The organism is Polaromonas sp. (genome assembly GCF_031411155.1).
Classification (GTDB): Bacteria; Pseudomonadota; Gammaproteobacteria; order Burkholderiales; family Burkholderiaceae_C; genus Polaromonas.
Genome location: NZ_JANOAL010000148.1, coordinates 1 through 4,568, shown reverse-complemented (window position 1 = coordinate 4,568; position 4,568 = coordinate 1). Strand labels below are relative to the sequence as shown.

The window sequence follows — 4,568 nt, the reverse complement described above, 5'->3', positions numbered from 1 at the left end:
GCCCTGGATGATCGGCCCTTTGCTGGCGACCGCAGTGCTGTCAATGCTGGGCGGACCAGCGGAAAGCTGGACGCCTTTGCGCAATGCCGGGCAGTGGATCATAGGCGCTGCGCTGGGTCTTTATTTCACGCCGCAGGTGGTCGCGCTGGTGGCCGGGTTGTGGTGGGCGATTGCGCTCAATATCGCCTGGGCACTGGCGCTGGGTTTGGCTTTTGGCGCCTGGCTGCAGCGCGTGCATCAGGGGCCGGGGCCGTTTCATATCCGGGAGCTGAACCGCATCACCACCTATTTCGCCGCGCCGATTGGGGCAGCCTCGGAAATGACGCTGATGGCCGAGCGCCACGGTGCGCAGACCGAACTGGTGGCCTCGGCGCACAGCCTGCGGGTGCTGCTGGTGACCCTGATCATCCCGTTCGGCTTTCAGTGCCTCGGGCTGCAGGGCCTGGATGTCTCGCCGCCCGGTCCGCGCGCGGTGCATGGCGCCGGCCTGGCGCTGCTGGCCGGGCTGACGGGCCTGGGCTGCTGGCTGATGCTGCTATTCAGGCGCACCAACCCCTGGTTTATCGGCGCGCTGCTGGTGTCGCTGCTGCTGACCGCGTTCGATGTTTCGCTGTCGGCGCTGCCGCAGGGCCTGACCAATGCGGCGCAGCTTTTCATCGGCATCAGCCTGGGCGTGCGCTTTAGCCGCCGCTTTGTGCACCAGGCGCCGCGCTGGCTCGCCTCGGTGGCGCTGGCCACGGTCGGCATGATGGCGCTGTGCGCGGGCCTGGCCTGGCTGCTGGCGCAGCTGACCGGCCTGCACTGGGCCACGCTGCTGCTGGGCACTTCACCGGGCGGCATTGCCGAGATGTCCATCACCGCCAAGGTGCTGCAGCTCGGCGTGCCGGTGGTCACGGCCTTTCATGTGACGCGGCTGGCGGCGGTGCTGCTGCTGGCCGAGCCGATTTACCGCTGGTTGTATGCAGGTGGCGGTCAGAAAACCTGAGACCGGGCGCAAACAAAGGCCCAAAACCGGCGGCGCCCCGATAAAAAGCCCGCAACCGGCGCGCTGTGGCGCCTTTTGCGGGCTGGCTGTGGAGGGATGCCGGGCTCAGTGCAGGCAGATCGGCGTGTTGGCCAGCCCGCTGTAGCCTTCCAGCGTGTCTTCAATTTCTTCTTCGGTGGGCGTGTTTTGCGCCCAGGCGGTCAGGCGCTGCTGAAACATCTCGGCCCAGGAGCCGTCCAGGTAGACCTCTTTGCCGGAGCGCTTGTCGACAATCTCAAAGCCGTGGCGCGCCAGTTGCGGAATGGTCGGCGGAGGCGCCGACGCCTCGGGCGCGTTGGCATGAATCTGCATCACCACAAAAGAGTCGGAGTCGTAGAGCATTTGCATAAGATTTTCCTTTCTCTTCACATAGCAACGATGCGCCTGAGTTCAAGATGACAGGGTAAGTGCGCAGAAGCGGCTTGCGTAGGGTGAAAGCGCGGAAAAACGCAGGAAAACGACCCAAACCGTGTAATAAGCGCCGGAAACGGCACAAAGTCACGTTGCGGCGCGGCGGCAAAACAGGGCTTGATCAGGGTTTGATGAGCGCGCTGAGCTGCTGCTCGACAAAGTCGCCGCCGGCCTGCGTGATCTTGCTGCGCACCGGCAGGTAGCCCAGGCTGGGCGCGAACCAGATCTCGACGGTCTGGTCGAACTCGCGCCGGGGCTGGCGCGCCAGCCTTATGGCGGCCAACTCGCCATAGGGCAGCACGATTTTCTCTTCGGCGCCGACGGCAAAGGTCCAGTAATCGGCCTCGCGCGGCCCCACGGTGTACAGCGTGATGCTGCTGCCCGGCGCAAAACCGGCCGGGTTGCCCGCCAGCATGCCGCCCAGCTGCAAAAACACGCTGACCCGGTCTTGCGCGCCCTGCACCCAGGGCAGCGTGGGCGTGTTGGCGCTAAAGCTGATCTGGCCCTTGTCGGGCTCGAAATGCGCGGCCAGCTCGTTGCGCGACTTGTCTGCAAAGCGTGTAGGCGCCAGCCCCTGGGCACTGACCTGGCCCTGGCTGGCCAGGCTGCGTGAGCCCAGAAACAGCGCGCTGACGAGCATGCGGGCGTCGTAGTGGCGGCCGTCGTGGTGCCAGTCCAGCTCACCCTTGGCGTGGTAGCTCAGGCCCCGCGCGTTGCCTGTCATCTTGTATTCGAGGCGCGCGCTGTCGGGCAGGGCCATCGCCGTCACTGCGGTCTGGCTGGGGCCGGCCGGTGTGGCGGGGGCGCTGGCGGTGGCTTCTGTCGTTGCCGGTTCGGCCGGTTCGGCTGCTGCGCCGGCGGTCAGGGCCGGGGTTTCGGCACTGCCGGCGCTGGCGGTGGGCGTGCTTGGTGCTATTAAATCTATAGCTGACTGCGCGCTTTCCTGCTGGGCTGCAGGCACTTTTGACCGGATAACCGGGGGCTTGTCGGGTTTTGTGGGCGCTTTGGGCCGGGGGACGGCCAGCGGCGAGGCGGGAATAGGCTCGGGCGCGGGCGGCGGGTTTTCAATGCGCCGCGTCAGCAGCGGCCGCACCGTCGGCGGCGCGGGCTTGAATGCGGGGCCGAAGCGGCCGGGGCGGCTCACCAGCAGCAGCGTGTGCAGGCCCAGCACCGCCACCGCCAGCAGCGCCAGCGCGCGCCAGTGCGGGGCGCGCGCGCTGGGGCTCACTGGTGTACCTTCGCCCTGCGGGCTGCGGTGCGAGCTTGCTTGGGAGCGGGCCGGCGCTGCGCTCATGCGCCTTGCAGGCCCGGAACGGCGGCAAGGCCGGCAAAGCCCAGGTCGCTCGACAGCTGGCGCGCCGCCGCCAGCAGGGGCCGGGCCACCGCGCCGTCCCAGGCCGCATCAAAGGTGGCCAGCGAGCCCAGCGCCACCATGCCCAGCACCAGGTGGCCGTCGGCGTCAAACACCGGCGCGCAAAAGCCGGCCACGCCCGGCAACAGGGTGTCGACGACACGCGCCAGGCCGCGCTGGCGCACCTCGTCGAGCAGGGTGTTGACCTCGGCCATGCTGGCCGGCACGTCCTTGCGTGCCAGCTTCTGGGCGCGCGCCAGCTCGTCCTTCAGCAGCCCGGCCAGGCGCTGCTGCGTCGCCGGATGGTGCTGCGACATGAAGGCCAGAAAACACAGGCCGGTGGCCGACGACAGCAGCGGCATCACATCGCCCAGCCGCAGGTTGACGGTGACGGCCTGTGGCGACTCCTCCCAGTGAACAATCGTCGGCCCCTGGTTGCCCCACACGCCCAGCGCCAGCGTCTGGCCGATCTGCTCCATCAGCGGCTGCAGGCGCTGCCGGGCCAGCTTCACGCTGTCCAGACGCGACAACGAAGCGAGCCCTAACTTGAGCGCCGCCGGTCCGAGGTCGTAACGGGTGCTGGCGGCATCCTGCGTGACCAGGCCCAGGCGCTGAAAACTGACCAGGTAGCGGTGCGCCTTGGCCGCATTCATGCCGGCGGCCGCCGCCAGGTCGCGCAGCATCAGCGGGCCGGGCGAGGCGGCCAGCACGCCGAGCAGGCTGAAGCCGACCTCGACCGACTGGATGCCGGCGCGCTGCGGCGGCAGATCGGACAAGTCGGGCAACCCGGGCAAGGAATCAGTGCTGCCTGAAAGGCCGGCGGGCGATGCGTTCATGAATCTGCATTAAAATTGGAATTACATTTAGGTAAATCGATTTCACTTATCGTAACCCAGACTCAACAACATCAACAGGACCACCGACAACCATGAAACTTGCAAGCTACAAAGACGGTTCCCGCGACGGCCAGCTGGTGGTGGTGTCGCGCGATCTTTCCTCGGCGCATTATGCGACCGGCATTGCCGGCAAACTGCAGCAGGTGCTGGACGACTGGAGCTTTCTGTCGCCGCAGCTGCAGGACCTGTACGACACGCTCAACAACGGCAAGGCGCGCCATGCGTTTCCGTTCGAGCCCGCCCGTTGCATGGCGCCGCTGCCGCGCGCCTACCAGTGGGCCGACGGCTCGGCCTTCATCAACCATGTCGAGCTGGTGCGCAAGGCGCGTAATTCCGAAGTGCCGGCGTCCTTTTACACCGACCCGCTGATGTACCAGGGCGGCAGCGACGACTTTGCCGGGCCGTGCGATGACGTGGTGGTGGCCAGCGAAGACTTTGGCATCGACTTTGAGGCCGAGATTGCGGTCATCACCGCCGATGTGCCGATGCGCGCCACGCCAAGCCAGGCGCTCGAAGGCATACGCCTGGTGATGCTGGCCAACGACGTGTCGCTGCGCAACCTGATTCCCGACGAGCTGGCCAAGGGCTTCGGCTTTTTTCAGAGCAAGCCGGCCACCGCCTTCAGCCCGGTGGCGGTCACGCTCGATGAGCTGGCCGACGTCTGGGACCAGGGCCGCCTGAACCTGACCCTGCAAAGCAGCTGGAACGGCCGCAAGGTCGGCATGTGCGAGGCCGGGCCCGAGATGACCTTTCACTTCGGCCAGCTGATTGCCCACATCTGCAAGACCCGCAATGTGCGCGCCGGCAGCATCGTCGGCTCGGGCACCGTCAGCAACAAGGACTGGAGCCACGGCTACAGCTGCATCGCCGAAAAGCGGGCGATTGA

At 66.9% G+C, this 4,568-nt stretch carries 5 protein-coding genes; 2 read left to right on the top strand and 3 right to left on the bottom strand.

Annotation, left to right across the window (positions count from 1 at the left end):
* The coding region (locus RMO23_RS09920; protein ID WP_309680985.1) for an AbrB family transcriptional regulator at positions 1-985 on the top strand (985 nt) is incomplete at its 5' end.
* 105 nt (positions 986-1,090) lie between these two features.
* Here the strand turns inward: RMO23_RS09920 and RMO23_RS09915 are convergent.
* From RMO23_RS09915 to RMO23_RS09905, 3 genes are all read right to left on the bottom strand, one after another.
* Entirely contained in the window at positions 1,091-1,372 is a 282-nt protein-coding gene (locus RMO23_RS09915; RefSeq protein ID WP_309680984.1) for a DUF3567 domain-containing protein, read from the bottom strand.
* A 184-nt stretch (positions 1,373-1,556) separates the two neighbouring features.
* Positions 1,557-2,663 (bottom strand): DUF3108 domain-containing protein, encoded by a 1,107-nt coding sequence (locus tag RMO23_RS09910; RefSeq protein ID WP_309680982.1) that lies wholly within the window; start codon positions 2,661-2,663, stop codon positions 1,557-1,559.
* A gap of 62 nt (positions 2,664-2,725) precedes the next feature.
* Positions 2,726-3,553: an IclR family transcriptional regulator gene (locus tag RMO23_RS09905; RefSeq protein ID WP_309680988.1), complete on the bottom strand. Its 828-nt coding sequence runs from the start codon at positions 3,551-3,553 to the stop codon at positions 2,726-2,728.
* 161 nt (positions 3,554-3,714) lie between these two features.
* Here RMO23_RS09905 and RMO23_RS09900 point away from each other — a divergent pair.
* The coding region (locus tag RMO23_RS09900; protein ID WP_309680980.1) for a fumarylacetoacetate hydrolase family protein at positions 3,715-4,568 on the top strand (854 nt) is incomplete at its 3' end.

Bases quoted from the DNA above. Each gene is read 5' to 3' on its own strand.
- RMO23_RS09915 (WP_309680984.1), bottom strand. From the start codon at position 1,372: ATGCAAATGCTCTACGACTCCGACTCTTTTGTGGTGATGCAGATTCAT.